We start from the raw sequence: 25,946 nt of genomic DNA, 5'->3' as shown, positions 1-25,946 counted from the left end.
TGTGCGTCGGCTTTTTCATTGCGGCGATGTCTGCGTCAGACGATGCCGGTGGCGTAGAACACCGCAATGACGAAGAACACGGCCAGCGTCTTGATGATCGTCACGCAGAACACATCGCGATACGCCTCGCGATGCGTGAGGCCCGTCACGGCGAGCAGCGTGATGACGGCGCCATTGTGCGGCAGCGTGTCCATGCCGCCCGAAGCCATTGCCGCCACGCGGTGCAGCACGTCCATCGGAATGCCCGTCGCCTGCGCCGCTTGCACAAACTGATCGGCCATTGCCGCCAGCGCAATGCTCATGCCGCCCGATGCGGAACCGGTGATGCCTGCAAGCGTGCTCACCGTCACGGCTTCATTGACGAGCGGATTCGGAATCGCGCGCAGGCCATCGGCCAGCACCAGGAAACCCGGCAGCGCTGCAATCACGCCACCGAAACCGTATTCCGAAGCGGTGTTCATCGCGGCCAGCAGCGCACCCGACACCGCTGCCTTGCTGCCTTCGGCAAAGCGGCCCTTCACGGCGCGGAAGCCAAACACGAGCACCACGATGATGCCGATCAACAGCGCAGCCTCCACAGCCCAGATCGCGGTCAGCTTGTCGGCTTCAACCGTCAGCGGCTTGGGCAGGCCCGGCAACGCAACGGTGACGATCTTGCCGTACCACGCCGGAATCCAGCGCGTGAACAGCAGGTTCATCACGCCCACCAGCACCAGCGGCGACAGCGCGACGAGCGGATGCGCAAGCGTGCCGGTGTCGGCTGTCTCGGGCTCGTTCACCAGCTTGGTAAGCCCGTGGTCGTAGCCATGGCCATTGCGCACCGCTGCGCGGCGGCGCCATTCCAGATACGACATGCCCACCACGATGATGAACAGCGCGCCAATGGTGCCAAGCCACGGCGCAGCCCACGAGGTGGTGTGGAAGAACGTGGTCGGGATGATGTTCTGGATTTGCGGCGTGCCCGGCAATGAATCCATCGTGAACGAGAACGCGCCCAGCGCGATCGTGCCCGGGATCAGGCGCTTGGGGATATTGCCCTGGCGGAACATCTCCGCCGCAAACGGGTACACCGCAAACACCACCACGAAGAGCGACACACCGCCGTATGTCAGCAGCGCGCACACCAGCACGATCGAAAGCATCGCCCGCTTGGCTCCCACCACGCGGATGACCGACGCGACGATCGAGCGTGAAAAGCCCGACAGCTCGATCACCTTGCCGAACACCGCACCGAGCAAAAACACCGGGAAATACAGTTTGACGAAGCCGACCATCTTCTCCATGAAGATGCCGGAAAACACCGGCGCCACAGCCGATGGATCAGTCAGCAACACCGCGCCCAAGGCGGCCAACGGTGCAAACAGGATGACGCTGTAGCCGCGATACGCGGCGAACATCAGAAATGCCAGCGCAGCCAGCACGATGATGACGGACATCGACAATCTCCTCGCATGCTTTTCTTTTTAAGAGCGAAGGATTGTATGTCGCGATGCAACAGATTCCGTTACGCAATCACGCGTATTGAACTGACGGCGGAACTGGCGTTCAGCCGCGCGGGATGGGCGTCTTCGTCACGTCGACGATGACGATTCAATGACGATGCCCCCCGCCTCCTCCGTGCCCCCACCCCCCTCCGTGGCCCCAGCCGCGCCCGCCCCATCCCCGGCCACCCCAACCGTGATGGCAGCCCCAGCAGCCGCCCCCGCCAATCCACACGCTGCCAAAGATCGGCGCCGGGTAAACCGGCGCAGGGTAATAGGCCGGACCATAGTAGTAATAGGGATCGTACGGATAGGACGGATACGCAGGCGCCACGGCTGCGGGCGCGATCGGGTTGCCGTAGGCGTCGTAATACGGTGCGACCACGCAGCCGCCCAGCAAGATGGCCGCGCACGCGGCCACCGCGCCCGGCAGGATGGCGCCTAAACGACCTCCAGGTTGCGGCGTGCGGTTCATGATGTGCTCCGTTGGATGCATGTGCATATGCATTCGACAGTGTCTGGCTGGTTCAATTCCAAGGACTTCGTATACCGCCGCAGCGAATCCTTGCCGGATCACTTACCATGACCGCTTCGCCGCCCGCGCTGGGGAGAGATCGAGGCAGGCGATGCCCATAAAACACTGGAGGACACATCCATGCAAGCCACGGCAGCGCCCACCCACGGCGATCGGGCACCGGCACCGGCCATCTCTGCGGCCACCCGACGCAAGGCCATCATCGCCGCCACCATCGGCAACGGCCTCGAATGGTTCGACTTTACGGTCTACAGCTTCTTCGCCGTCATCATCGCCAAGCTGTTCTTTCCCACGGGCAATGACTTCACCTCGTTCATGCTGACGGTCGCCACGTTTGGCGTGGGGTTCTTCATGCGCCCGGTCGGCGCCGTCGTACTCGGTGTGTACGCCGACCGCGTGGGCCGCAAGGCTGCACTCACACTCACCATCATGCTGATGGCGATCGGCACGGCCCTCATCGGCCTCGCACCGACGTACTCGCAAATCGGTATCGGCGCACCCATCCTCATCGTGATCGCGCGGCTCATCCAGGGCTTCTCGGCCGGCGGTGAAGTCGGTGGCGCAACGGCGTTTCTGATCGAGTATTCGCCGGACGAAAGGCGCGGCTACTTCGCAAGCTGGCAGCAGGCGAGCCAGGGCATCTCGTTCATCCTGGGTGCCGCCATGGGTGCGATCGTCACGAATGGTCTGTCGCCCGAGCAGATCGATGCGTGGGGTTGGCGCATTCCGTTCCTGTTCGGCCTGCTGATCGGGCCGGTCGGCATGTACATCCGCTCACACCTGCACGAGCCGCCCGCGTTCGAAGCGCAGAAGGCAAAGGCCGCGAAAGAGTCGCGTCTGGCGCCGCTGTCGCAAGTGCTGCGCGATCATCCGCGCGAAGTGCTCGGCGGTCTGGGCGTGACGATTCTCTGGACCGTCTGCACCTACACGCTGGTGTTCTACATGCCGACGTACGCGAAGCAACAGCTCGGTCTGCCCCTGGGCGCGACGTTCCAGTCGACGGCGCTTTGCGGTGCGATCATCTTCGTGCTGTGCCCGCTGATGGGCACGCTGTCCGACCGCATCGGGCGCAAGCGCATGCTGGGCACGGTGGCGCTCATCATCGCAGCTGCGGCGTATCCGCTCTTCCATTGGCTCAACGTCAACCCGACGGTGCAAACGCTGCTGCAGGTGCAGGTGATCCTGGGTGTGTTGCTGGCGGCGTTCACGGGCCCGGCGCCGGCCGTGCTGGCCGAGCAGTTTCCGACGGCGGTGCGCTCTACCGGCCTGTCGATTTCGTACAACCTGGCGGTCACGATCTTTGGTGGTTTTGCCCCGCTGATCGTGACGTGGTTGATTGCCAGTTCCGGCAGCAAGCTGGCACCGTCGTACTACGTGATGGCAGCGGCGATCATCAGCGTGTTTGCGCTGTCGCTGATGCACGACCGCACAGGCAAGCCCATCGAAAAGTAATCGCTTGAAATAACCCTACGCGAAACACGAGCGAAAAACGGCCGGTGGATCACCCCACCGGCCGTTCATCTTTTGCGCCCAGCAACCCTGCGTTTTCCAGCACGCGCACGCCCGGCGCATCCACCCGCGCTGCCACGACGAGCGCTGCCGCCACCGACTCCACCGACACCGGTCGCCATGTCTTGGGCACCATCCATCCGATTGCGCGCGACAGGCCTTGCGCAATACGTTCACCGAGCCGAAATTCTGCGCGTGTGCCGAGCAGCAGCGAAGGCCGTACCACCGTCACCGACGGAAAGCCGATCGACAGGATTTCCGCCTCCACTTCGCCCTTGCAGCGGTTGTAGAAGACACCCGATCGTGCATCGGCGCCCAACGCGCTCACCAGCAGAAAATGATGCGCGCCGGCAGCAAACGCCCGCCGTGCCACTTCTACCGGATACTCGACATCAACGCGCCGGAATGCCGCCTGCGAGCCCGCCTGCCGGATCGTCGTGCCAAGCGCGCAGATGACGATATCGGCGGCAAACGCAGACCGGATTTCCGGCGCATCCAGGCGCTCGAAATCGACCACGCATTCACGCAATCGACCGGGCGTCGCCTGCCCTGCTGTCAAGGCCCCGCGCCGCCGTACAAGCGCGGTCACGCTGCCCGCCCAGGGCTGCGCGACGAGACGACGCACCACGGCGCGGCCCACCAGCCCGTTGGCGCCGGCCACCAGAACGGCCGGTCCGCGTGGGTGCTCCGGCGCTTCGCCGCCGGCCGCGAAGCCTTGTCCGACAGGCATTTGCGAACTCGACATGATGTTCTCCATGAAGTTTGCACGGGCCCAGAAACACAGTGTACGGCGTCTGGCGGATCAGTTTGCTGCAGTGCCGCCTGCGCGCTTTCGGTGCGTTTCTAGCGTGAAGAACGCTGGCGGAAATGCAAACAAACCCTGTCGATATCAGGTGTTTCCCGGATACCCGCCCGCAAACCTAGACGGGGCAAGTGTCGGCTGCAAGCAACGGCCCGCAAACCCTTGCAGTTAGGGGATGTGCAACCCTTCGCAACGGTGATATAAAACGGGTCGCAGTACAACGCTGTCCAACAAACCTGAAGTGGGGAACTGACATGACGACCAAATCCGAACTCGTAGCCGCCATTGCGAAAGACGCTGAACTGAGCAACGCCGCCGCCGAGCGCGCGCTGAACTCCGCGCTGGAAAACATCAAGAAGACCGTCGCCAAGGGCGGCACCATCACGCTGGTTGGCTTCGGTTCGTTCTCGTCGGGCAAGCGTGCAGCACGCACGGGCCGCAACCCGCGCACCGGCGAAGCCATCAAGATCCCGGCAACCAAGACCGTGAAGTTCACGGCTGGCAAGGGCTTCAAGGACGCCGTGAACAAGAAGAAGTAAGAGTCTTCTGCCGAGCCCAGCATGCATGCCGGGTCGGGAGACTTGCAAGGGACCCTACGGGGTCCCTTTTCTTTTGATGCGTTTGATCTGGCGCAACGTCAGCCGACCGGCCACAAGGCCACCAGATAACCGACCGAACCGACACGCGCGACAACCGTGTCCGGATCGCCCTCTGCATCGAGCCATGCAGCCGCGCCCTGCGGTACATCGTCGGCACCAATCGACAGCAGGCCGTGCACGCAATACACCAGCCATTGCATGCCCCGATGCAAGCGCGGCAGCGAGCGGCGCTCGCCGGCTGCCAGGGCAATCGCCTCGGCATGATGTGCCCACGCGTCGCGCCGCGTCATCACATTGAAATCCGAGAGCGGCGCGTCGAGCGTGGCATGCACATCCGCTTCGCCAGGAAAGCGCGCGGGTGCTTCGCCGGGCGCAAGCATCACGGCTTCGGCTTCGGCGCGATGCATCGTCAGCCGGCCGCCCGCAATCACCGCCAGCGATCGGTCAATGCCGGCAAAGCGCGAGAATGGCCCTGCCGCATCCACCTGCGCAGTGCTCACTCGCCAGTCGAAATTGTCCAGCGTGGCACCCGCCGGGGCGATGGCGATTTCGGTCGTGACACCGCCACCGTTTTTCCACGGCATGCGACGCATTGCATCTGTGGGAATCAGCTTCATGAGCGGCGCAACAAGTGATACGCCAGACGCGCCGCTACGCGCACGGTGCGGCGGTCCTGATCGTATTCGGGGTTGGTCTCGGCGATGTCCGCCACGCGCACCTTGCCCGTCGCGCAGACGTGCTGCACCAGGGCCTCAAGCACCGGCAGCGTGATGCCGTAAGCCGCGGGCGCGGACACGCCAGGCGCCACGGCAGCGGACAGCACATCCATGTCGATGGTCAGGTAGACGTGATCGGCATCAGCCAGCCATGCATCGAGATCGGTCATGCGCGCATCGAGGTGGCGCTCCTGCACATCAGTGTCTTCCACGTAGTGCGCGTGCAGCGCATCGGCGCGGTCGAACAGCGCGGGTGTGTTCGACAGGCGACTCACACCCAGGCAGCAATACGTCAGGTCAATGCCGTGTGCGGCACAGTCTTCTGCGATCTGGTCGAACGGCGTACCGGAGTTGCCGGGGCGGCTCGTGCGCAGGTCGAAATGCGCATCGAAATTGACGACCGCCAGACGTCCGCGCCAGCCTTGTTTCTGCCAATGCTGACGCAAGCCCTGATAAGTACCGAACGCAACCTCGTGGCCACCGCCGAGCACGACCGGACGCGCGCCGGCATCGAGCAGTTCGCACACGGTGTCGCCGAGTGCGGCCTGCGCGCCTTCCAGATCGCCATCGTCACACGTGACATCGCCCGCGTCCGCAAGCACCGACAGGCCATGCGCGGGCACGTTGGCCAACGCCCGGCGGATTTCGCGCGGGCCCTGTGCAGCACCGGCGCGGCCGTGGTTGCGCACCACGCCCGCATCGCACGCAAACCCGACCAGCGCAGGCACGCCGGACAACGTCGTCGCATAGGCGGACTGCACGACCTGGAACAGGCGCGTCACGTCACCGCGTTCGCCTGTGTCGTCACGCCCCTGCCAGATGGAGGCATCGAACGTTGCAGCTTCGGTCATCGTCATGTGCGTGTCAGCACCGCTTGCAGGAACGAACGCGTGCGCGCTTCCTTGGGCTCGCCAAAGATGACCGACGGTGGCCCGGCTTCGACGATGCCGCCGCCGTCCATCACCACCACCACGTCGGCCACTTCACGTGCGAAACCCATCTCGTGCGTGACCACAAGCATCGTCATGCCTTCCTTGGCGAGCACTTTCATCACCTGCAGCACTTCGCCAACAAGTTCCGGGTCAAGCGCAGACGTCGGCTCGTCGAACAGCATCACCTTGGGCCGCATCGCCAGTGCACGCGCAATGGCCACGCGCTGTTTCTGACCGCCGGAGAGGCTGGCGGGCATCGCGTCGGCCTTGTGTGCCAGCCCTACTTTCTGCAGCAGCTCGCGCGCTTCGGCTTCCGCCTCCTGCTTCGACTTGCCACTCAGCATGCGCGGCCCAACCGTGACGTTGTGCAGCACTGAAAGATGCGGGAACAGGTTGAACGACTGGAACACCATGCCGACCTGCTGCCGCAGTTGGTTCAGCTCGCCATCGGGCAGCAGCTTGCCGTTGTCGATCAGGCGCTTGCCGCAGATATCGATGGTGCCGCCTTCGGCCGTCTCCAGCCCATTGCAGCAACGCAGGAACGTGCTCTTGCCCGAGCCGCTGGGACCGATGACGACCACCACCTGCGACGCATCGACTTCGAAGTCGATGTCCTTGAGCACGGTGTGATCGCCATACGATTTGGTAAGCCCGCGGATCTGGATCATGGGAACATCCAGCGCGGATTTGAGAGTTTGCGGGTGAGCCGCATTTGTCATGCTCATTGCACCATGCCTCCCGCACGGATGTGGCGTTCGAGCCGATGCAGCAGATAGCTGGCAGCGCTGGTCAGCACCAGGTACACCAGCGCAATCGCCAGGTACACCTCCAGCGAGCGATACGACACGCTGATGATCTTTTGCCCTTCGTGCATCAGGTCGTGGATCGTAAGCAGCGACACCAGCGCCGAGTTCTTGATCAGCGCGATGAACTCGTTGCCCAGCGGCGGAATCATCCGCACCACGGCCTGCGGCAGGATGATGGCGCGCATCGACTGCGCCGACGACATGCCGATCGAGCGTGCCGCCTCCATCTGCCCGCGATCCACCGACTGGATCGCACCGCGCACGATTTCCGACACATAGGCGCCCGAATACACGCCCAACCCCAGCACGCCGCACACAAAGGCCGGCAGCAGGATGTCGAACTGCGGCAGCCCGAAGAACAACAGGAAGAGCTGCACCAGCAGCGGCGTGCCACGGATGAACGTCACGTACACCGTGCAGATGCCGTAGATGAATCGGCGGCGCGGGTTCAACCGCCCGATGCCGATCAGCAGGCCCAGCACGCAGCCGAGCACCAGCGCCGCGGCCGTCACCTCAACGGTGACGAGCGTACCGCGCAGGATGTCGTGCCAGCCGGCCCAGACGGGAGAAAAATCCAGTTCCATCAGCGTGTCCGTCTGTCGTTACTTGGCGGCGGCGCCAAACCACTTCTTGACGATCTGTTCGTACGTGCCGTCGGCCTTGATCTTCTCCAACGCGGCGTTCAACGCCTTGGTCAGCTCGGGCTGGTCACGACGCACGGCGATGCCATATTCCTCGGTGGTGAGCGCCGGCTCAACCAGGCGCAGACCCGGGCGCGCCTTCACGTAGTACGCGGCAGCCGGGCGGCCTGTGACAGCGGCATCGGCCCGGCCGATCTCGACGAGGTTGAACATCTCGTTGTTCTTCTCGACCTCCACGCGCTCGACCTTCGGGTAGTTTTCGCGCAGGTAGTTGACCGACTTGGTACCCACCTGCACGCTGACCTTCTTGCCGTTCAGATCAGCCGGCGTCTTGATGGCCGTGTTGCCTTGCTTGACCAGCGCGACCAGACCGCCGTGGTAGTACGGCACCGTGAAGTCCACCACCTTCTTGCGCTCTTCCGTGATGTAGATGCCGGAGATGGCCACGTCGAAGCGGCGCGAGATCAGACCAGGCACGAGGCCCTTGAAGTCGATATCGGTCCACTCGACCGGACGGCCCATGGTGCGGGCCAGCGCGTCGATCAGGTCCACATCAAAGCCGGTGCGCTTGCCGTTTTCGACAAACTCCATCGGCGCGAACGTGGCGTCGGTGGCCACGCGCAGTGGCTCGCCGGCAGCGTGCGCAGCGGTTGCGAAGGACGCCGCAGCGGACAACGCCACGGCACAAGCCAGCATCGAATGCATGAAGTAACGACGATTCCCCATGAGTGGTCTCCTTGTGTGATGCATGTGGGGTGAGAAAAAGAATCGGAAAAATCAAAAATTCAGATGTCCTGCAGCCGCGCAGAAATGGATGCAGCCGCTGCAACGGTCATGTCGATCAGGCGTTGCTCCTTGCCACGCACGCGCGTTGCTGGCGCCATCAACGTAATGGAGCCGAGCGCGTGGCCGGGCAGACGGAACACCGGCACGCTCACACCCCAGACGCCGGGGTCGACCTCGCCTTCGGACAGCGCATAGCCCGCGGCGCGAATGTCAGCGAGTTCGGTTTGCAGTTGCGCCTGGCTCTCGGCATCGATGGCAAGCAAGTCGGCGAGGATGGCGCGCGCGGCAGCGGGCGGCATGAACGCCAGCAACGACTTGGCAGAGGCGCCGGCCAGCAGGGGTACGCCGCGCCCCTTTTCGAATGAGCAGCGCAGCGACTGCTGGCTCTCGACCATCTCCAGGCAGACGGCCTGATCCTTGACGGCCACGACCAGCCCCACCGATTCGCCCGACTCGGCCACGAGTTTGGCCATGCCGATGCGCGCTTCCTGCACGAGGTGCGAAGCGTGGTCGAAACCCAGTGCGAGCTGCAAGCTGATCGGGCCAGGAGCATAAGTGCCGGCCGATTCGAGCACGAACCCCCAGCGCTTGAGCATCGCGACCTGACGGTAGAGCGTGCTCTGCGGCAGGCCGGTCAGTTCGACCAGCTCGCGCGCCGCAACCGGGCGGCCGTGGCGCGCGATGATGGCGAGCACCATCAGCACGCGGTCCGAGCCGCTGGTAGCGGCAGCGGATTGTGCTGGTGAAGGTGCCTGGCCCGGCTCGGTCATCGCGAAACTCCGTCGAGTGATGTTGCGACGGAGAATGCGACGATTTTCTCAATACTTCAACGCGACATTCCCACTTAACGGGAATAGATCGCGAATTCAGTATTTACACCTAGGACGCCGCGGTCACATTCCCAGCCTCCTCATCGAGGCGCGCTTCCAGAAACGCGACGACGGCGTGGGCCGATGCCTCGCTGCGGCACGTCGTCAGCGCGGCGTACAGCGGGGCGGCCAAGCCGTTCAGAAAGTCGATCGGCGCTTCCGGACCTTCGGCCAGATAACGCTGCAAGGCCGAGAACGCGCCCGCTTGGCTCAGGCGCCAGTCCGCAATCGAAGCCTGCCGCACATGGCGCGGCGCAAATGGCGTGGCAGGCGCCGGCTGGGGCGACGTCTTGGGCTTGGGCACCACCTTGGTTGGCGCGCGGCTTGCGACATAGCCGTCGGCAATCAGGCGCGCGAGGTCTTCGGCACGATCGTCAATGTCTGGGCCGACGCTGCTCAACTGCGCCAGGATTTCTGCCGCGCAGCGTTCGCCATTGACCAGCAGCAGGATCGCCCGCTGCCGATGCGTGACGTGCCCACTGCGCGCCTGCAGCTCCTGTGAGCCGCGCTCGGTGCGCGACAGGATGTAGCTCAGATCCACCGTCCCCTCCCTTGTTTTTTATGCGTCTGTTCGATGAAGGGCCAGTCTAGAAAAACCCGGCGCAGCGCGGACCATTTGCGCGCCGCCGGGCGTGCAATACCGGCTATCACGTGCGCAGCATTGCGTTCGTGCGGGCGACCAGCATGGCGATCGATCATCAAATCTGGATTGAAACCAGATCGACTCACAAGCCCTTTATCGTCTGTGATTGGAAATCTACAGTGCAGCGCTTCACCACCAACGGAGTCCACCATGCTTATCCGCCCCGCCCTGCTTGCCGCCGCAGTGCTGACGCTGCCCGCCCTCGCAATGGCACCCGCAGCCATTGCGTCAACGTCCGACGCTGATCTCATCCGCGCGGACCACGTCGCCGCGCCTGATACGCCGCAGGCCGCAGCCGCCGTGCTCGCCGCACGTCGCTACGCCACCTTCTGGCATACCGGTGATGCGGGCTATGCCACGCAAGCCCTGTCGCCCGCGTTTGTCGACCGCACATTGCCCGCCGGACGCGTGCAGGGCACGCAAGGCCCGCTCGATGCATCCAAGGCGTTCCGCACGGCGGTGCCCGACATGCGCGTGGAGATCGAAGACATGGTCGTCGCCGGTGACCGCGTTTCGGTTCACCTGCGCTTTCGCGGACACTTCACCGGAGAGTTCGGCCGCACGCATGGGCAGAACCAGCCGATCGACTTCCAGGCCTTCGACCTGTACCGGATTGCCGACGGCAAGATCGCCGAAAACTGGCACCTCGAAGACAACCAGACGCTGCTGCGGCAGATGGGCCTTCAACCGTAATCCACACGGCTTCATTAACGCCCATTAACAGCGCAACTCCCCGCTCCCGCTATGCTTCGGCCCAGCTTGCAGACCGCTCGGCGGCTGCCAAAGCATCAGAAGAATCGAGCCAATCAACACACAAGAACATCTTCGGGAGAAGTCCATGGGAAAGGGGTTTCAGGGCGCGTTGCGCGTCTGGGCGGGCACGCTCGCCTGCGCGGCGGTGCTGGGTGCGATGGGGGCGATGGGCGCTACGGCAGCCCACGCGCAACAGGCCAGCGATCCGCAACAGGAAATGAAGCAGGCCTGGTCCGCCGCCAAGGCCGCTGCGAAGGTTGGCCCCACGTCGATCGAACTGCGTGACCAGGCCACGCTCAAGATCGGCAAGGACGAGGTGTTCATCCCGCAGCCGGCTGCCGGGCAGCTCATGCACGCCATGGGCAACAGCAACAACCCCGACATGCTCGGTCTGGTCATGCCCACCAGTGACGATGACGAATGGATGGTGGTCGCCAAGTACGAAGCCTCGGGCTACATCAAGGATGACGACGCCCGCGACTGGAACGTCGACGATCTGTACAAATCGCTCAAGGAAGGCACCGCTGCCGCCAACGAAGAGCGCGAGAAGCGCGGCATCCCCGCACTGGAAATCCAGGGCTGGGTCGAGCGTCCGCACTATGACGCCGCCACGCACCGCCTCATCTGGTCGATGGCTGCGCGCTCCAAAGGCCAGCCGGCCGACGACCCCGGCGCGGTCAACTACAACACCTACGCACTCGGCCGCGACGGCTATATCAGCCTGAACCTGATCACCGGCCGCGACCATGTCGACGCCGACAAGCCCGCCGTGCAAAAGCTGCTCGCCGATCTCGATTTCAAAGATGGCAAGCGGTACACCGATTTCAACTCGAAGACCGACAAGGTGGCCGAGTACGGATTGGCCGCGCTGGTGGGTGGCATCGCCGCCAAGAAGCTGGGCCTGTTTGCCGTGATGGCTGCGTTCCTGGCCAAGTTTGCGAAGGTGGCCATCCTGGCGGTGGCGGGCTTTGGCGCAGCCATCGCCAAGTTCTTCAAGCGCAAGCCGAGCGCATAAGCCGTGGCCAAACTGCTGATCCTGCTGTTTTCAGGGCTGAAGTTCGGCAAGCTGCTGACCACCGGTGGCACGATGCTGCTGTCGGTGGCCGCATATGCCTTCGTATTCGGGTGGCGCTATGCGGTGGGCTTCGTGGTGCTGCTGTTCATCCACGAGATGGGCCACTTCATGGCGGCACGCCAACGCGGGCTGGCGGTCGGGGCGCCCACCTTCATCCCATTCGTCGGCGCATGGATCGACCTGAAAGAGCAGCCGATGGACGTCGAAACCGAAGCCCATATCGGCCTCGCAGGCCCCGTGGCGGGCACCGTGGGCGCCATGCTGTGCTACGGGCTTGCGCGCTACACCGACAGCCAGTTGCTGCTGGCGCTGGCCTACGCCGGCTGCTTCCTCAATCTGTTCAACCTGATCCCGCTCTCGCCGTTTGACGGCGGACGCATTACGGCAGTGCTGTCGCCGCGCATCTGGTTTCTGGGGGTGCCGGTGCTGGTGGCGCTGTTCATCTGGCGGCCGAGCCCCATCCTGATCCTGATTGCGGTGCTGGCCGTGCCGCAGCTGATGAAGGCTTGGCGTTACGACCCGCATGCGCCGGAAAACCGTGCGTACTACAGCATCTCGAACGAATCTCGGCTGACCTACACGGTGTACTACATCGGCCTGGTCGTCTTTCTGGCGATGATGAGCCACGAGTTGCACGACATGCTCGGCAGCGTGCGCGCATAAAAAAACCTCCGCACAGGCGGAGGTTTTTTTGGGGTCGCCGAAGCGATTCGCTTTAGGCGAAGTTCTTGGCAACGAAATCCCAGTTGACCAGGTTCCAGAACGCCTCGACGTACTTCGGACGGGCGTTGCGGTAGTCGATGTAGTAGGCGTGTTCCCACACGTCGCAAGTCAGCAGCGGCTTCGCATCGGTCGTCAGCGGCGTGGCTGCGTTCGAGGTCGACACCAGATCCAGCGAGCCGTCGGCCTTCTTCACCAGCCAGGCCCAGCCCGAACCGAAGGTGCCGATGGCCGTCTTCGTGAACTCTTCCTTGAACTTGTCGAAGCTGCCCCACTTGGCGTTGATGGCGTCAGCCAGCGCGCCGGTCGGAGCGCCGCCGCCTTGCGGCTTCAGGCCGTTCCAGTAGAACGTGTGGTTCCACACCTGTGCGGCATTGTTGAACACGCCGCCCGAGGACTTCTTGACGATGTCTTCGAGGCTGAGGTTCTCGAACTCGGTGCCCTTGATCAGGTTGTTCAGGTTCGTGACGTAGGTCTGGTGGTGCTTGCCGTAGTGGAACTCCAGCGTTTCCTTGGAGATGTGCGGCGCCAGAGCGTCTTGGGCGTACGGCAGCGGGGGGAGCGTGTGTTCCATTGTTCTTGCCTTCTGTGGGTTGTACAGGTTGGGAGCGACGATTGTAGGAGACTTGCAAAACCGGCGCAAACCGCATGCCAAATAGTGGGAATACCCGCTAAACGCGTGCGGAATCGCATTCGTTACCGCTATAAGGTCATGCGCCGGTCACAGTTCGAGCTTGGTTTGCACCTGGGCGATTTCGATGTCAGCCGTGCCTTGCGCCAGCCGGGCCTCGATACGTGCCCGGGCATGCAGTGCGTTCGGATCGCGGATGGCATGGCCCTTGGCATCGAGCAGCACTGCATAACCGCGCTCCAGCGTGCGCTGGGGCGCCAGCAGTTCCAGCCCGCTGTGCTGACGTCCCAGGCGCTCCTGCGCGCGAGCCAGCCTGTCTCGCATGAGGCGTGCCAGCGTCGCTTCCGCTTGCTGCAGGCGAATGCGCTCTCGCGTGGCGTCGGGGCGGGCGGCGGCCAAGCGCATCGTCAGTAGACGCTGGAGGTGTTCCGCGCGCTGCACGCGGCCGGTCAAGGCAAAGCGCAGGCGGCCTTCCAGATGCGCCAGCTGCGTGCGGCGTTCGCGCATCTGCGCCTGCGGGCTGCGCAGGCGGCGCGCGAGCCAATCGACGGTCTGCGCGCGGCGATCGAGCTGGCGGCGCAACTGTGCCGAGAGCGCATCCCAGTCGCGCCCCACATCGCGCAGCATGCGGGCACGGTCGGGGCTGACGAGTTCGGCCGCCGCAGTCGGCGTGGGCGCTCGCACGTCGGCCACAAAGTCGACGATCGTCACATCCGTCTCATGCCCGACGCCCGCCACAATGGGAATTTCCGATGCACCAACCGCACGTGCAACCGGCTCTTCGTTGAAGGCCCATAGGTCTTCAATGCTGCCGCCGCCCCGGCACAGGATGATGACGTCTACCTCTGCCCGGGCATTGACCCGTTCCAGCATGGCGGCGATGCGCTCCGACGCACCGGCGCCCTGCACCGGCACGGGATAGACCACCACCGGTACATGCGGCGCGCGCCGGCGCAGGGTGGTCAGCACGTCGCGCAAGGCCGCTGCCTGCAGCGACGTCACCACGCCAATCGCACGCGGATGCCGCGGCAGGGGCCGTTTGCGGTCGGCCTCGAACAAGCCTTGCGCCTCCAGCGCGGCTTTCAGCCGCAGGAAGGCCTCGTACAGATTTCCCAGGCCGGCCCGGCGGATCGCTTCTACGCTCAATTGCAGTTCGCCGCGCGCCTCGTACAGCGTGACCAGCGCACGCACCTCGACGGCCTCGCCTTCGCGCGGGGTGAAATCGGCGTATTGGTTACGGCCCTTGAACATCACGCAGCGAATCTGCGCGCCCGCATCCTTGAGCGAGAAATACCAATGTCCGCTGGCCGCGCGCGTGAAGTTCGAAATCTCGCCGCGCACCCAACCCAGCGGAAAGTTGCGTTCAAGCAGCCCCGCAATGCGGCGGTTGACGTCGCTGACGGTAAGCACGTCCTGCGAGCCTCGGTTCAGTCCAGACGCAGCGTCAGGTGCTGCCGGCGTCTCGGGCGTGGGTGCGGGCGTGGGTGCAGTGGCATCCATCCAAAACGGGCGGCGGGAAGACGGCGGCGGGGTCATAAGTGGTGCGAGGAGCGCAAAACGATGAGGCTTCGGGGCGACTTCTACCTTGAATAGGGGAGGCAATCCACGCCAAGCGGGCTACCTGTCCACAGCATAACGTGGTTGTCAAGCTTGACAGAGGCTAGGTGACTCGCTCTCTGCATTTTGACGCAACCCCTTGATTCTTATGAAAAATCCACCCATGTCAAAATTTCAGCAGCGCAAGTAATTTCGTTCTGCGTCAAGCATTTAGCGCAGGCGCCCCAAGGATGTTCACAAAGTTATCCACAGCGGCGCTGGAAAACCGTGGTGTGACGCCTGGGCAGTGGATAAATCGGCCGTCGATTCTCACACGTTCGGGCCGCGCAGCCCAATTTTTTCGGGTGAAACCCCGCTGCACAATTTTTAAGCGAAGTCCAGAACACCCTTTTGAATCAGTCACTTAAGGTGCTTGTTCGGGCAATGTCCACAGCCCGTCCACAAGACTGTCCCGTGTCGGTGTGGATTTCCTCGCGCTTTTTCGAGATGCGCCCTCGTTTTTCTCCAGATCCACGCCAAAACCCCGGTTGCCTCATTTTTGAGCACGCCATTGGACTTCCTTTTAGATCAAGCACTTAACGTACTTGTTGAGGCAATGTCCACAACCCATCCACACAACTGTCCCGCAGCGGTGGGGATTACTCGCCGTTTTACCGGATCCGACAGCGCTTGTTCATGGATTGGCCACAGAAATGCCGTTTGCATATTTTTTAAGCACGGCACCGAACTCCCTTTCGCATCAAGCACTTAGTTTGCTTGTTCGGGCAATGTCCACAACCCGTCCACAAGACTGTCCCGCTTGGCTGTGGATTGCCGCGGCCCGCATCTTTCGTGACAGCGCGTTGACCATCGTCTGCGCATGTCACGATGCTGCGCCATCGTGTTGCCGTGGCAGGTCCGACGCGCTAGAGTGCTGCCTGTTTTTGCCGCAACGAACAGCGTTCGGGGACGCGGACGGCACAAGCAGCAAACCAGAACAGAATCACACTCCTTCCACAACGACAAAACGGGTTGTCCAGTGTTTTCCATCATTCAAGCCGCCGGCTGGCCAATCTGGCCACTGTTGATCGCCTCGGTGCTCGCACTCGCGCTCATCATCGAACGCTTCGTCGCCCTGCAACACAAGAAGATCATTCCGCCCAAGGTGTATGACGAGGCGCTGGCCGTCGCGCATCAGCGCCGCGCCACGCCAGAAGTGGTCAACACGCTGGAACAGGGCTCACCGCTGGGCCGCCTGCTGGCCGCTGCGCTGCGCCATGTGGTACTGCATCCGAACACCACGCGCGATGCCGCCAAGGAAGTGGTGGAAGAAGCCGGCCAGAACGTTGCGCACCGCCTGGAGCGCTATCTGAACGCGCTCGGCACGATTGCCTCGGTGGCGCCGCTGATGGGCCTGTTCGGCACGGTGGTCGGCATGATCGAGATCTTCGGCAGCCAGACCGCCGCGGGCACGAACCCGCAGGCGCTGGCGCACGGCATCTCGGTCGCGCTGTACAACACCGCGCTGGGCCTGGTGGTGGCCATCCCGACACTGATCTTCTGGCGCTACTTCCGTGGCGTGGTCGATAACTACGTGGTCGAGCTGGAGCATCTCTCCACCACGTACCTCGACGCGATCCTGCCGCCGCGGCGCGGCTGATCCGGGCCACGCCTTACTGGAAATAGCCATGCGCTTCCGCCCGCGCCGTGCCCGCGAAGAGCCGGAGATCAACCTGATCCCGCTGATCGACGTGCTGCTCGTGATCCTCATCTTCCTGATGATCACGACCACGTATTCCCGCTACACCGAACTGAAGGTCAACCTACCCACCGCCGAGGCTGAAAAAGCCACCGAGCGCCCGGGCCAGATCGTCGTGTCCGTCACGGCCAATGGTGTCTACTCTGTCGACAAGCAAGTGCTCGACACGCGCGATGTCACCAGCCTGGCCGACGCCCTGCGCAATGCCGCAGGCAAGGCCGGCGGCCCTGAGCCCATCGTCATCGTCAACGCCGATGCGCAAGCCGCGCACCAGGCGGTGGTGAATGTCATGGAAGCCGCGCGTGTGGCCGGTCTGTCGCACCTGACCTTCGCCACGCAAACCGGCAACGCCCGCTAAGAGACTGCCTTTAAATCACAATCACGCCGCATGCCCGTCGCCCAGCACCGCCTCGCCAGCTTCGTCACACGCCAATGGCAGCAACGCGGCTGGTTTGCGTGGGTGATGTGGCCGCTGTCTTGGCTGTTTGGCGGGGTGAGCGCCTTGCGCCGGCTGCTGTTCCGCACTGGCGTGCTGCGCTCGGTGCGGCTGCCGATGCCGGTGGTGGTGATCGGCAACGTGACGGTGGGCGGGGCCGGCAAGACGCCTGCCGTGATTGCGCTGGCGTCGGCGCTGGCTGAAGCCGGCCTGCGGCCAGGCATCGTCTCGCGTGGCTACGGTGCACAACTGAAGCATCCGCGCCCTGTGCGCGAACACTCCCGTGCAGAAGACGTCGGCGATGAACCGCTGCTCATCGCACGCGCCACCGATCTGCCGGTGTGGGTCTTCCCCGATCGTGTGCTGTGCGCGCAGACGCTGCTCGCCTCGCACCCGGGCTGCAATGTGATCGTCTGCGACGACGGCCTGCAGCACTATCGTCTGCGCCGCGATATCGAAATCATCGTGTTCGACACGCGCATGGGCGGCAACGGTTTCCTACTGCCAGCCGGCCCACTGCGCGAACCGATGGCGCGCCGCCGTGACGCCACGCTCATCAACGACCCGAACTACCGCGCCACGCCCGATCGCCCGAACGTCTTCGGCATGCACCTCGAGCTGCAGGACGCGTACAACCTGGCCGACCCGGCGCTGCGCCGCCCGCTCGCCCAGTTCGCGCGCATTGAAGGCGGGCAATTGCTGGCCGCGGCCGGCATCGGCAACCCGGAGCGCTTCTTCGCCTCGCTCCGGGCCGCCGGCCTCAAGCCGAGCACGCTGCCGTTGCCCGATCACTACGATTTCGCCAACAGCCCCTTCACCGATAGCCACGCCGAGGTCATCCTGATCACCGAAAAGGATGCCGTAAAATGCGGCCATCTCGACGACCCGCGCATCTGGGTGGTGCCGACCACACCGGTGGTCGACACGGCGCTGGTCGAACAGGTCTGCCAGCGCGTACGCGCCCTGGCCGATCGCGCAACGCTCAAGGCGAGCGCACAATAACGTCACCCTATCCGCTGTACCGGCGCGCCGCCCTACCCTTTGAGCGACCGCCACGGAGCCTCTACCGCCATGGACAATCGCCTGCTGGAAATCCTCGTCTGCCCGTTGTGCAAGGGCACGCTGCAACACGACCGCGCCAACAACGAACTGATCTGCCACGTCGACAAGCTGGCCTACCCGATCCGCGACGGCATCCCGGTCATGCTGGCCGATGAAGCACGCCAGACCGTGGAAGGCACGCCGGTCGATCCGGCCTGATACGAAGGTCGCCGCCATGTCGCACGCGCCGTTCATCGCTGTCATTCCCGCGCGGCTGGCGTCCACGCGGCTGCCCAACAAACCGCTGGCCGATATCGACGGCAAGCCGATGGTGGTGCGCGTGGCTGAACGCGCGCATCAGTCGTCCGCCGCGCGCGTGGTGGTCGCCACCGATGCCGCATCGGTCGCCGACGCCTGCATGCAGCATCACGTGGAAGCCGTGCTCACGCGCGCCGACCACGCCTCCGGCACCGACCGCCTCGCCGAAGTGGCCACCGTGCTGGGCCTGCCCGATGACGCCATCGTCGTCAACGTGCAAGGCGACGAACCGCTGATCGCACCGACGCTGATCGACAACGTGGCCGCGCACCTGCGCGATCACCCCGACTGCGCCATCGCCACCGCTGCCCACCCCATCCACGACCCGGCCGACATCTTCAACCCGAACGTCGTCAAGGTCGTGCTGGACGCCGCTGAGCGCGCACTACTGTTCTCGCGCGCGCCGCTGCCCTGGGCGCGCGATACCTGGACACCCGCGGTCATGGCGCGGTCCGTTGCGGAGCGCCCGCTGCCGGCCATGCCCGTGCTGCGTCATATCGGCATCTACGCGTACCGTGCCGGATTCCTGCGCCGCTTCCCGCAATTGGCCGCTGCCCCCATCGAGCAAACCGAGCAGTTGGAGCAGCTACGCGCCATGTGGCACGGTGAGCGCATTGCCGTGCTGACCACCGATGACGCCCCCGCCGCCGGTGTCGACACCCCCGAAGACCTCGCCCGAGTGCGCGCTGCCTGGGCCGAACTCCTGTCCCAGGACGGCCCCTGAAGCCGCGATTTCTCTGAACTTTGCGCGCAGGGCTGCTAAAACCCCGGCCCCGCCATGGCATAATCGCGAGGACGACAAGCCGCATGACGGCGCCCACGCAGGCGCCACAGCGGCGACAGGGAGACAAATCGAGCCATGGGTGCCGCCGTCCGGCGGACGCCTGATTCCCCAGAGTCCGGTAAGGCTGGCGTCAACTTCGCCCGCTAGGCTGCCTGTTTGCGTCGATTGCGTCGCCATGGCTTTATCACCAGGCGTATTGGGAATCCGCCCTCTCGGACCGATTCCCAACGCGCTTCATCTGGCCTGACAGCGCGACAGGATTCGAAAACTTGAGGAACTCGTCACCATGCGGTTGATTCTGTTGGGCGCGCCCGGCGCCGGCAAAGGTACGCAAGCCAAATTCATCTGCGAAAAGTTCGGCATCCCGCAGATCTCCACCGGCGACATGCTGCGCGCGGCCGTCAAGGCAGGTACCCCGCTGGGTATCGAAGCGAAGAAGGTGATGGATGCCGGCGGCCTGGTGTCGGACGACATCATCATCGGCCTCGTAAAAGACCGCCTGCAACAACCTGACTGCAAGAACGGCTACCTGTTCGATGGCTTCCCGCGCACCATTCCGCAAGCGGAAGCCATGAAAGACGCCGCCGTGGCAATCGACTACGTGCTGGAAATCGACGTGCCGTTCGACGCCATCATCGAGCGCATGAGCGGCCGCCGCGTGCATGTGGCATCGGGCCGCACGTACCACATCAAGTACAACCCGCCCAAGACCGAAGGCGTGGACGACGAAACCGGCGAAGCGCTCATCCAGCGCGACGACGACAAGGAAGAAACCGTGCGCAAGCGCCTGGACGTGTACGAGAACCAGACGCGTCCGCTGGTCGACTACTACTCGCAGTGGGCCGCCAACGGCAATGGCGCCGCCAAGGTTGCGCCGCCGAAGTACCGCAAGATCAGCGGCGTGGGCAACGTGGACGAAATCACGGCCCGCGTGTTTGGTGCCCTGCAGGACTAAGCGCACCCGCAAATACCCGCCAGGGAAAACGGCGCCTCATGATCGAGGCGCCGTTTTTTTTGCGCGATCGTCGGCCGCTTCGCGCTACCATATGACGTTGACGTAAACGTCAAGTAACTCGCAATCCACAAACGAGGAGACACGGCATGGAGATTCGCGATCAGGTATTCATCGTCACCGGCGGCGCGTCGGGACTGGGCGCAGGCACGGCCCGCACGTTGGCGGAAGCCGGTGGCAAGGTGGTAATTGCAGACCTGAACGAAGCCGCCGGCACCGCGCTGGCGCAGGAACTGGGCGGCCGCTTCGTGCGTTGCGACGTTACGTCCGAAGCGGACGGGCAAGCCGTTGTGGCGGCCGCTACATCGCTGGGCACGCTGCGCGGGCTGGTGAACTGCGCGGGTATCGCCACGGCATCGCGCACGGTGGGCAAGACGGGCCCGCATCCGTTGGATCAGTTCGCACGTGTGATCAATATCAATCTGATCGGCACGTTCAACATGATCCGCCTGGCCGCGACGGCCATGGCCGGTAACACGCCCAACGCCGGCGGCGAGCGCGGCGTGATCATCAACACGGCATCGGTGGCGGCGTTTGACGGACAGATTGGCCAGGCGGCCTACGCGGCATCCAAGGGCGGCGTGGTGGCGATGACGCTGGCGATTGCACGTGACCTGTCGCGCGACGGCATCCGCGTGATGACGATTGCACCGGGCATTTTCGAGACACCGATGCTGCTCGGCATGCCCGCCGAAGTGCAGGACGCGCTGGGCAAGATGGTGCCGTTCCCGCCGCGCCTCGGTAAGCCGGCGGAGTATGCGCAGCTCGCGCGCGCGATCGTCGAGAACCCGATGCTCAATGGCGAAACCATCCGCCTGGATGGCGCCATCCGCATGCAGCCTAAGTAAGCGAATCGATCAGGCCATCAGGTGGCGGGCAGCGCCATCCGGCGAATCATCTGCCACGCCGCCTCGGCCGCCGGCGAGAGCGACCGGTCATGCCGACGCGCCAGCACGATGGCGCGCGTTTCCTTTGGTGACAGCGGCACCGCCACCAATGGCGACGACGACGGCAGCGGCAATGACAGCGACGGCACCACGCCCGCACCGATGCCCGCTTCCACCATGCCAAACACAGCGCTGCTGTGGCCCATCTCCTGCGCAACGTCAGGGTGAACGCCGTGGCGCAGGAAAATACGATCGATGAGCGGGCGGCTGCCCGAAGCATGGTCGAGCAAGACGACCGCCGTGCGATGCAGATCTTTCCAGCGCACGCTGCTGCGTTGCGCGAGTGGATGATCCTTGCGACAGACGAGGCAGAACGGATCGATCAGCAGCGGCTCGGTCCATAGGCCCTCGGTATCGAGCGGCTCCACCACCACACCGAAATCCGCTCCGCCCGTGCGGATCAATTGAAGCGTGTCGACCTGCACGGAGTCACGCACGATCATGCGGATATCCGGATAGCGCACCGCGCACTCTGCCACGTACACCGGCATCAGCCGGGTCGACACCGTCGGGCTGGACGCCACCACCACGCGCCCCCGCCGCTGCTCGCCCACTTGGCGCGCCTGTTGCAACGTGTCGTCCAGATCAGCGACGAGGCGGTCGAGCGCCGTCGCAAGCGAGCGCCCCACTTCCGTCAGCACGACTTCGCGGGTGGTGCGGTCGAGCAACTTCAAGCCCAGTTCGCCTTCCAGCTCGGAAATCGAGCGGCTCACGGCCGGCTGTGTCAGGCCAATGGTGTCGCCCGCGCGGCTGAAGCTGTGCGCACGTGCCACGGCGAGGAAGACACGCAATTGGCGCAGGGTGACATTCATGCTGACGGCGTATGAATTGATTTGATCAATGCATTTGTATTCTAGATAGGGATGTTGTGCAATAGCGCCTATCCCGCCATCCAACCCACGCCGTTACGTAATGGTGACCGCGCAAGCACATGAAGATTCCGCTGTTGTCTCCGTTGTTGTCCCATATCGATGGGTTCATTCGCGCCATGCTGGTGATGGTCGCGCTCGCCTTGTTCTTCCCCGCGCTGGGCGCGAGCGACGGTCCGTTGCGATTGGACATTGTCACCATCGTCGGCGTGTCGCTGGTGTTTTTTCTGCACGGCGCAGCGCTCTCGCGCGAGAAAATCGTGGAAGGCGCGCGCAACTGGCGCCTGCATCTGTTCGTGCAGAGCTGCACATTCATCCTGTTTCCGCTGATCGGCGCGGTCATCCTGTTTGCGTGCAAGCCGTTCATTCCGGCTGAGCTGCTGCTGGGCGTGTTCTATCTGTGCGCGCTGCCATCCACGGTTTCGTCGTCGGTGGCGATGACAGCGATGGCCAAGGGCAATGTGCCGGCCGCCATCTTCAACGCGACCATCTCGGGCCTGATCGGCATGATCGCCACGCCGCTGCTGATGAGCTTCGTCATCCAGGCGTCAGGCGCGGACCTCTCAGTCGGCAAGGCGCTGCTCGGCGTGGCCGAGCAACTGCTACTGCCGTTCGTGCTGGGCCAGTTGCTGCGCCCGGTGCTCGGCGGCTTCATCAACAAACACAAGCCGATCATCAACAAGGTCGACCGCGCGGTCATCTTGCTGATCGTGTTCAACTCGTTTGCCGATTCCACGCACGCAGGTGTGTGGTCGAAGTATCCGTGGGAGACCATCGTGGCGGTGGCCGTCATGAGCGGCGCGCTGCTGTTCGTCGTGCTGGGTGCGACGACATGGCTGTCGCGGCGCGCGGGTTTCAACCTGGCCGACGAGATCACCGTCGTGTTCTGCGGCTCGAAGAAGAGCCTGGCGAACGGCGTGCCGATGGCGAAGATCCTATTTGCCGGCAACCCCGCGCTCGGCCTGATCGTGCTGCCGCTGATGATCTATCACCAGTTGCAGCTCATCGTGTGCTCGACGCTGGCGCGCAGGTATGCTGATCGCGTTGCCCATGCGGAGGCCGGCGCAGGTGCCCCGGCCAGCCGCCCGGCTTGATCAGCGCAAGCTCGTCAAGCTCGCGAATTCCGCTTCCGGCCAGTGGTAGGTGCGCACCCAAGCGTGCCCGCCGTCGGCCGTCTCCAGCCAATCCCGGCTGACCGGCACACCGCCCAGCGCTTCGTAGAAGGCGATCGCGGCGGTGTTCGCCTCGTACACCCGCAGATGCAACTGTGTGATGCCCTGGGCCGCGGCCAAGCGCGCCGCTTCGCCCATCAGGCGTTTGCCGACACCATGGCCGCGTGACGCCGGCAGCAGATGCAGGTTGTCGACGAGCGCACCCCAGGGCGTGTCGTCTTCACGCAGGGTGCAGAGAAAGCCGATGGTTTCGCCGTCCAGATCGGCACACCACACGTATTGCCCAACAACGGGTGCAATCATGCGTTCACGCCACTTGGCCTGCATCTCGACGTTGGCCACGTCGTCGAGATACGCGTCGGACAGGATGCCGAGCCCGCGATATGCGCTCTGCCAGCTCCGCGTGTGGATGTCGGCGATGGTGCTGGCGTCAGACGCACCGCCTTCGCGCAGCACGAGCGTCGTCATGCGTCAGACGCCCGGGTTGCGCGACAACGGCGGGTTCTTGGCAAAGTAGGCGCGAATGCCGCGCAGGATGGCGTCGGCAAGCTGGTTCTGGTGGCCCAGGTCGTTGAGCTTGGCTTCTTCTTCCGGGTTCGAGATGAAGGCCGTCTCGACCAGGATCGACGGAATATCCGGCGCCTTGAGCACCGCAAAGCCCGCCTGCTCGACCTGCCCCTTGTGCAGCCGGTTGATGCCGCCAATCTGGTCCAGCACCGCCCTGCCGACCTTCATGCTGTCGGTGATCTGTGCGGTGGTCGACAAGTCCAGCAGCACGCGCGTGACTTGCGCGTCTTTCGAGCCAAGATTCGCCCCGCCGATCATGTCGGCCGCGTTTTCCTTGTTGGCGAGCCACTTGGCCTGCGCGCTCGAAGCACCACGATCGGACAGCACGAACACCGATGCCCCGCGCGCTTCCGGCGAGAGAAACGCATCGGCATGGATGGAGACGAACAGATCCGCCTGCACGCGGCGCGCCTTTTGCACACGCACGCCCAGCGGGACGAAGTAGTCGGAATCGCGCGTCATCATGGCGCGCATGTTGGGCTGGGCGTCGATCTTGGCCTTGAGCATGCGGGCGATCGAGAGCACCACGTCTTTCTCGTGTGTGCCGGCACCGCCCGTGGCGCCCGGGTCTTCGCCGCCATGGCCAGGATCGATGGCGACCGTGAGCAGCCGGCGCATGCGCGGGCCGTTCGACGGCGCGCGCGGCACGGGTTGCTCGGGAACGATCTCCAGCGGCGGCGTGTTCGGCGCGTTGGCGAGCGTCGACGGAGGATTCGTAGAGGTCGCCGGCGGCACCTTGCGCGGCGACGTGCGGTTGGCAAGCGCCGGGGGGTGCGGTTCTTCGATCGGCCGCTTGGTTGGGCTGCTGCCGCTGCCGCTGCTGCTGCGTGCCAGCGCGGCGATGGGGTCATCGTCATCCGACGGCGACGGCATCGGCGTGCCGCCTGACGCAGCAAAACGCTCTTGCTTGCCCTCGGTGGCCTGCACGAGCTGCATCAGCGGGTCGGGCGGGTTGGTCGGGTACAGATCGAAGACGAGCCGGTTGCGATAGCCCGCAATCGGCAGCAGCGTGAACACCTGCGGGTTGACGCTTTCCTTCAGGTCGAACACCAGACGCACGACGCTCGGCCGGTTCTGACCCACGCGCACCTGTCGGATGTACGGATCGTTCGGCGCGATCTTGGCGACCAGCTCGCGCAACGTCGGGTTCAGGTCGAGCCCGTCGATATCGACCATCAGGCGATCCGGGTCCTTGATGAGCTGATGCGTAGCCTTGAGCGCGACGTCGGATTCGATGGTCACGCGCGTGTAGTCCTCGGCGGGCCATACGCGCACGGCGACGATGTTGGCGCCGCGCGCAATCTGCGGGCCCACCAGGCTCAGGATGACCGTGCCTGCGCTGGCCTTCGCCATGCGCGTGAGCCATTGGCGGCGGGCCTGGCTCGGCAGGTTCGGATCATCCGGTTGGTCGGTCGGCAGATGCTTGATCAGCATGGGAGCAGGTGTTGCAAGGACTCTAAAAGTTGAAGGCCGGTCTGCGTGCGTGCGCTCAGACGTGCAAGGCGCGGTGCATGCTCAACGCCGTCATCGTAGGTTTCGTGCACAACGTCGACCGATAAAGCGATGTGCAGATCAGGCGTGCCGAGCAGCGCCTGCGCCTTCTCGGGCCATTCGACCAGGCACAGCGCGGGTTCGGCAAAGCAATCGCGGAACCCGGCGTCAGTCCATTCTTCGGGATCGGCAAAGCGGTACAGGTCGAAGTGATAGACCTTTTGCGTGCCCGTAGTTCCGGCAACGTCGTACGGCTCGACCAGCGTATAGGTGGGGCTACGCACGCGCCCGGTATGTCCGAGGCCGCGCAGGATGGCGCGCGAGAGCGTCGTCTTGCCCGCGCCCAGATCGCCCGAGAGTTGCACCTGCACGGGCCGTGCGCCCAATGCCAGCACGGCTTGCGCGAGCGCCGCGCCAAACGCCGACGTGGCCGCTTCATCGACGAGCGAAAGCGTGCGCTCGGCGAGCGGAGGGGTCAGACCAGAAGGCGCGTCGGCAGGGAGCACGGTGGGCATT

30 protein-coding genes are annotated in these 25,946 nt (G+C 64.2%); 13 read left to right on the top strand and 17 right to left on the bottom strand.

The features are described 5' to 3' along the window. Window positions 1-35: 35 nt before the first annotated feature. Both M1D44_RS02660 and M1D44_RS02655 read right to left on the bottom strand, forming a co-directional pair. Window positions 36-1,436: a GntP family permease gene (locus M1D44_RS02660; protein WP_316853080.1), complete on the bottom strand. Its 1,401-nt coding sequence runs from the start codon at window positions 1,434-1,436 to the stop codon at window positions 36-38. A 154-nt stretch (window positions 1,437-1,590) separates the two neighbouring features. Further along, the gene (locus M1D44_RS02655) at window positions 1,591-1,956 is read right to left on the bottom strand and encodes a hypothetical protein (RefSeq protein WP_080693636.1); all 366 of its coding nucleotides are present in this window, start codon (window positions 1,954-1,956) and stop codon (window positions 1,591-1,593) included. Window positions 1,957-2,136: 180 nt separating this feature from the next. On the opposite strand from M1D44_RS02655, the gene M1D44_RS02650 reads away from it, so the two are divergent. Further along, complete coding sequence (locus M1D44_RS02650; RefSeq protein ID WP_024974918.1) at window positions 2,137-3,468, top strand: MFS transporter; 1,332 nt, start codon at window positions 2,137-2,139, stop codon at window positions 3,466-3,468. A 49-nt stretch (window positions 3,469-3,517) separates the two neighbouring features. Here the strand turns inward: M1D44_RS02650 and M1D44_RS02645 are convergent, their stop codons facing one another. Next, window positions 3,518-4,270: an oxidoreductase gene (locus tag M1D44_RS02645; protein WP_316684152.1), complete on the bottom strand. Its 753-nt coding sequence runs from the start codon at window positions 4,268-4,270 to the stop codon at window positions 3,518-3,520. Between the two features lie 311 nt (window positions 4,271-4,581). On the opposite strand from M1D44_RS02645, the gene M1D44_RS02640 reads away from it, so the two are divergent. After that, window positions 4,582-4,866 (top strand): HU family DNA-binding protein, encoded by a 285-nt coding sequence (locus tag M1D44_RS02640; RefSeq protein WP_003272088.1) that lies wholly within the window; start codon window positions 4,582-4,584, stop codon window positions 4,864-4,866. 98 nt (window positions 4,867-4,964) lie between these two features. Here the strand turns inward: M1D44_RS02640 and M1D44_RS02635 are convergent, their stop codons facing one another. The 8 genes from M1D44_RS02635 to M1D44_RS02600 all read right to left on the bottom strand — a co-directional run bounded on the left by M1D44_RS02635 (window position 4,965) and on the right by M1D44_RS02600 (window position 10,471). Further along, window positions 4,965-5,543: a HutD/Ves family protein gene (locus M1D44_RS02635; protein ID WP_024974916.1), complete on the bottom strand. Its 579-nt coding sequence runs from the start codon at window positions 5,541-5,543 to the stop codon at window positions 4,965-4,967. Further along, window positions 5,540-6,499, bottom strand: a complete 960-nt coding sequence (gene hutG, locus M1D44_RS02630) for a formimidoylglutamase (RefSeq protein WP_316853079.1) — start codon at window positions 6,497-6,499, stop codon at window positions 5,540-5,542. The genes M1D44_RS02635 and hutG overlap by 4 nt, the downstream gene beginning before the upstream one ends. Further along, the gene (locus tag M1D44_RS02625; protein WP_024974914.1) at window positions 6,496-7,299 is read right to left on the bottom strand and encodes an amino acid ABC transporter ATP-binding protein; all 804 of its coding nucleotides are present in this window, start codon (window positions 7,297-7,299) and stop codon (window positions 6,496-6,498) included. The genes hutG and M1D44_RS02625 overlap by 4 nt, the downstream gene beginning before the upstream one ends. Further along, complete coding sequence (locus M1D44_RS02620; protein WP_024974913.1) at window positions 7,296-7,964, bottom strand: amino acid ABC transporter permease; 669 nt, start codon at window positions 7,962-7,964, stop codon at window positions 7,296-7,298. The genes M1D44_RS02625 and M1D44_RS02620 overlap by 4 nt, the downstream gene beginning before the upstream one ends. An 18-nt stretch (window positions 7,965-7,982) precedes the next feature. Beyond that, the gene (locus M1D44_RS02615) at window positions 7,983-8,747 is read right to left on the bottom strand and encodes a glutamine ABC transporter substrate-binding protein (protein WP_316853078.1); all 765 of its coding nucleotides are present in this window, start codon (window positions 8,745-8,747) and stop codon (window positions 7,983-7,985) included. Between the two features lie 59 nt (window positions 8,748-8,806). Then, entirely contained in the window at window positions 8,807-9,577 is a 771-nt protein-coding gene (locus M1D44_RS02610; protein WP_439004495.1) for an IclR family transcriptional regulator, read from the bottom strand. Window positions 9,578-9,686: 109 nt separating this feature from the next. After that, window positions 9,687-10,217, bottom strand: a complete 531-nt coding sequence (locus M1D44_RS02605) for a hypothetical protein (protein ID WP_316853077.1) — start codon at window positions 10,215-10,217, stop codon at window positions 9,687-9,689. Then, the gene (locus tag M1D44_RS02600) at window positions 10,208-10,471 is read right to left on the bottom strand and encodes a hypothetical protein (protein WP_152543656.1); all 264 of its coding nucleotides are present in this window, start codon (window positions 10,469-10,471) and stop codon (window positions 10,208-10,210) included. Before M1D44_RS02600 ends, M1D44_RS02605 begins: the two co-directional genes overlap by 10 nt. Here M1D44_RS02600 and M1D44_RS02595 point away from each other — a divergent pair. The 3 genes from M1D44_RS02595 (at window position 10,470) to M1D44_RS02585 (ending at window position 12,810) form a co-directional block, all read left to right on the top strand. Further along, entirely contained in the window at window positions 10,470-11,012 is a 543-nt protein-coding gene (locus M1D44_RS02595) for an ester cyclase (RefSeq protein WP_024974909.1), read from the top strand. The two genes, M1D44_RS02600 and M1D44_RS02595, sit on opposite strands and share 2 nt — an antisense overlap. A gap of 145 nt (window positions 11,013-11,157) precedes the next feature. After that, entirely contained in the window at window positions 11,158-12,087 is a 930-nt protein-coding gene (locus tag M1D44_RS02590; protein WP_024974908.1) for a DUF2167 domain-containing protein, read from the top strand. A 3-nt stretch (window positions 12,088-12,090) separates the two neighbouring features. Beyond that, a complete protein-coding gene (locus M1D44_RS02585; RefSeq protein WP_112183829.1) occupies window positions 12,091-12,810 on the top strand; it encodes a site-2 protease family protein in 720 nt (239 codons plus the stop codon). Window positions 12,811-12,862: 52 nt separating this feature from the next. Here M1D44_RS02585 and sodB read toward each other — a convergent pair whose 3' ends face one another. After that, the gene (gene sodB, locus M1D44_RS02580) at window positions 12,863-13,441 is read right to left on the bottom strand and encodes a superoxide dismutase [Fe] (protein ID WP_009241368.1); all 579 of its coding nucleotides are present in this window, start codon (window positions 13,439-13,441) and stop codon (window positions 12,863-12,865) included. A gap of 147 nt (window positions 13,442-13,588) precedes the next feature. Then, window positions 13,589-14,998: an exodeoxyribonuclease VII large subunit gene (xseA, locus tag M1D44_RS02575; protein ID WP_316853076.1), complete on the bottom strand. Its 1,410-nt coding sequence runs from the start codon at window positions 14,996-14,998 to the stop codon at window positions 13,589-13,591. A gap of 1,075 nt (window positions 14,999-16,073) precedes the next feature. Between xseA and M1D44_RS02570 the strand changes: the two genes are divergently transcribed. From M1D44_RS02570 to M1D44_RS02540, 7 genes are all read left to right on the top strand, one after another. Beyond that, window positions 16,074-16,694 (top strand): MotA/TolQ/ExbB proton channel family protein, encoded by a 621-nt coding sequence (locus M1D44_RS02570; RefSeq protein WP_024542269.1) that lies wholly within the window; start codon window positions 16,074-16,076, stop codon window positions 16,692-16,694. A gap of 28 nt (window positions 16,695-16,722) precedes the next feature. After that, entirely contained in the window at window positions 16,723-17,151 is a 429-nt protein-coding gene (locus M1D44_RS02565) for an ExbD/TolR family protein (RefSeq protein ID WP_004631807.1), read from the top strand. Between the two features lie 30 nt (window positions 17,152-17,181). Further along, window positions 17,182-18,231 (top strand): tetraacyldisaccharide 4'-kinase, encoded by a 1,050-nt coding sequence (gene lpxK / locus M1D44_RS02560; protein WP_316853075.1) that lies wholly within the window; start codon window positions 17,182-17,184, stop codon window positions 18,229-18,231. 69 nt (window positions 18,232-18,300) lie between these two features. After that, window positions 18,301-18,489 carry a Trm112 family protein gene (locus tag M1D44_RS02555; protein WP_004631803.1) on the top strand — a complete coding sequence of 63 codons (189 nt, stop codon included), beginning with the start codon at window positions 18,301-18,303 and terminating at the stop codon, window positions 18,487-18,489. A gap of 16 nt (window positions 18,490-18,505) precedes the next feature. Further along, window positions 18,506-19,312, top strand: a complete 807-nt coding sequence (gene kdsB / locus M1D44_RS02550; protein WP_316684157.1) for a 3-deoxy-manno-octulosonate cytidylyltransferase — start codon at window positions 18,506-18,508, stop codon at window positions 19,310-19,312. Window positions 19,313-19,658: 346 nt separating this feature from the next. Further along, on the top strand, window positions 19,659-20,327 hold the full coding sequence (gene adk / locus M1D44_RS02545; RefSeq protein ID WP_024974894.1) for an adenylate kinase: 669 nt from the start codon (window positions 19,659-19,661) through the stop codon (window positions 20,325-20,327). A gap of 146 nt (window positions 20,328-20,473) precedes the next feature. Continuing rightward, window positions 20,474-21,232, top strand: a complete 759-nt coding sequence (locus M1D44_RS02540) for a 3-hydroxyacyl-CoA dehydrogenase (protein ID WP_024974893.1) — start codon at window positions 20,474-20,476, stop codon at window positions 21,230-21,232. Window positions 21,233-21,249: 17 nt separating this feature from the next. Here the strand turns inward: M1D44_RS02540 and M1D44_RS02535 are convergent, their stop codons facing one another. Continuing rightward, a complete protein-coding gene (locus M1D44_RS02535; RefSeq protein ID WP_024974892.1) occupies window positions 21,250-22,143 on the bottom strand; it encodes a LysR family transcriptional regulator in 894 nt (297 codons plus the stop codon). Between the two features lie 119 nt (window positions 22,144-22,262). Between M1D44_RS02535 and M1D44_RS02530 the strand changes: the two genes are divergently transcribed. Beyond that, window positions 22,263-23,294: a bile acid:sodium symporter family protein gene (locus tag M1D44_RS02530; protein WP_439004494.1), complete on the top strand. Its 1,032-nt coding sequence runs from the start codon at window positions 22,263-22,265 to the stop codon at window positions 23,292-23,294. Here the strand turns inward: M1D44_RS02530 and M1D44_RS02525 are convergent, their stop codons facing one another. From M1D44_RS02525 to tsaE, 3 genes are read right to left on the bottom strand one after another with little or no spacing between them, the layout of a single operon-like run. Beyond that, window positions 23,295-23,840, bottom strand: a complete 546-nt coding sequence (locus tag M1D44_RS02525) for a GNAT family N-acetyltransferase (RefSeq protein ID WP_112183807.1) — start codon at window positions 23,838-23,840, stop codon at window positions 23,295-23,297. 3 nt (window positions 23,841-23,843) lie between these two features. Continuing rightward, complete coding sequence (locus M1D44_RS02520; protein WP_439004493.1) at window positions 23,844-25,373, bottom strand: N-acetylmuramoyl-L-alanine amidase; 1,530 nt, start codon at window positions 25,371-25,373, stop codon at window positions 23,844-23,846. Further along, window positions 25,367-25,945, bottom strand: a complete 579-nt coding sequence (tsaE, locus tag M1D44_RS02515) for a tRNA (adenosine(37)-N6)-threonylcarbamoyltransferase complex ATPase subunit type 1 TsaE (protein WP_439004502.1) — start codon at window positions 25,943-25,945, stop codon at window positions 25,367-25,369. Before tsaE ends, M1D44_RS02520 begins: the two co-directional genes overlap by 7 nt. Window position 25,946: the final 1 nt, after the last annotated feature.

It is taken from the genome of Ralstonia sp. SA306 (assembly GCF_054792405.1).
The sequence above is the reverse complement of the archived record's forward strand: the minus strand, read 5'-3'. Positions and strand labels throughout refer to the sequence as shown.